The organism is Streptomyces atratus (assembly GCF_040655115.1).
Taxonomy (GTDB): domain Bacteria; phylum Actinomycetota; class Actinomycetes; order Streptomycetales; family Streptomycetaceae; genus Streptomyces; species Streptomyces atratus_D.
The window spans coordinates 1-1,579 of sequence record NZ_JBFAJH010000139.1 but is presented as its reverse complement, the minus strand read 5'-3'; the positions used below and the strand labels follow the sequence as shown (position 1 = coordinate 1,579).

Annotated in this window: 1 protein-coding gene and 2 pseudogenes; 1 reads left to right on the top strand and 2 read right to left on the bottom strand. The window is 66.1% G+C overall.

Annotated elements, in window-relative coordinates; translation table 11 throughout:
• Positions 1-80: pseudogene (locus tag AB0I23_RS41445) on the bottom strand (dihydrofolate reductase family protein); the annotation flags it as partial.
• A gap of 525 nt (positions 81-605) precedes the next feature.
• On the opposite strand from AB0I23_RS41445, the pseudogene AB0I23_RS41440 reads away from it, so the two are divergent.
• Positions 606-815 (top strand): annotated as a pseudogene (locus tag AB0I23_RS41440) (helix-turn-helix domain-containing protein); the annotation flags it as partial.
• An 85-nt stretch (positions 816-900) separates the two neighbouring features.
• Here AB0I23_RS41440 and AB0I23_RS41435 read toward each other — a convergent pair.
• Positions 901-1,440 (bottom strand): GNAT family N-acetyltransferase, encoded by a 540-nt coding sequence (locus AB0I23_RS41435; RefSeq protein ID WP_359118441.1) that lies wholly within the window; start codon positions 1,438-1,440, stop codon positions 901-903.
• Between the last annotated feature and the right edge of the window lie 139 nt (positions 1,441-1,579).

Below are 1,579 nucleotides of genomic sequence, written 5' to 3'. Positions count from 1 at the left end.
CCGCTCCAGCCGATGTCGTCGCCGGCCGCGGCGATGTAGCCGTCCAGGGTCAGGTTCATGCCGTAGATCAGTTTCCGCATGGCTCAGCCTTCCGTCCGTGGGTGTCCGGTGTATAGACCAGCGCGGCGCGGGAAACTCATCGGTGCGCGATCTGGGCTCGCCGGTAGTCCTCGTGCTCGGGGCTCAGCGTGGTGTACTCGGCCGACACGGGCAAGCCGCCTGATCTCGACCTCGCCCTCGCCCTCGCCCTCGCGAGGAAATGCCACGGATTTGAGACTGATCATGGGTGACAAGGCCGTGAGACAGCCAAGAACGCGCAGGTCACGCAAGATCGACATGTCACGAGCGGCGAGACCCTACACGTGGCCACTTTCCATCAGCGATGGCCACCGCGTGGCCAATAGGACACGGGGATGGAAATCATGCTCCGTGAACGAGTAGTTCCCCTCTTCGTGTACAGGACCTCCCCAGTAGTCGTCTTCACGCCTTGCCGGGGCAGGACCCCAGCGTTCGGCGGCTGACGGGCTGCCTCGGAAAACGCGGGGTAGGTGGTCCGATGGGGACAGTGGTGGCCGCGCCGGTACGGCTGAGACCGCCTTCGCGAGTTCGCCGCCGCGTCGTGCTATCGGACACTCAAGGAAGCCGCCGAAGCACTCGGAACCCATCACACGGCCCTGATCACGAGAGTCGGAAGACTGCGTCGCGAGATCGGATACCCACTCCTCATCCGTGCAACCACGGCATCACCAATGAAATTGACCCCGATCGGCGAAGCCATAGTCGCAGCGATCCATGCGGCGACAGAACAGAGATGACGCCCGGCATACGCGCGGGAAAGTCACGGTTGCAGGCCGCTCGCGCGTGGATGGGCGGGTACTCCCCGGCGGTTCCGTCGCAAACTCAACTGGACGGCGTGACCGGGGACCACATGCCGAGCCACTGCTCGGCGCCCCAGGCCTCGCACCGCTCTACCTCGGTGAACCCCAGCTTCGCCGCGAGGCGCATCGAGCGGGCGTTGGCGGTTTGGGTGGCGAGCACCACCGGTTCGCCGGGCAGCGCGTCCGCGAACCAGTCGAGTGCCGCCGCGCACGCCTCGGCGGCGTAGCCGTGTCCCCACGCCCGCGGCAGGAACAGGTAGCCGAGATCGGCCTTCCCCGCGGCAGCCGGGCGATGGTCCCCCGTTGCTCTCCTGAGCAGGATCTGGCCGATCATCGACCCGTCGAGATCAACGACGAAGCTCCCGGGCCACCGCTCGGGCGCCCCGGACATCTCGCACTCGAGCTCGTCACGCGGCCGGGGGCCGCCGAGGTAGGTGTGCACCTCTGGCGAGGCGAGCAGCTCGATGAACGCCGCACGGTCCCGGGTCTCGGGTTCACGGAGCACGAGCCGCTCGGTCCTGATCGGCTCGGGCGGCCAAGCCACGGATCCCAGATCTTCCATCCGCGCACGCTAACAGGTGGGCAAACCAACCGAACGGGAAACTCCACCTTGAAGCTTCCCCTTGATCATGGACACCTGGAGACTGGGACCTGAGTGGTTCCAGAGGAAGCAGTGACCAGGTGGGTAGCAAGTACACGAA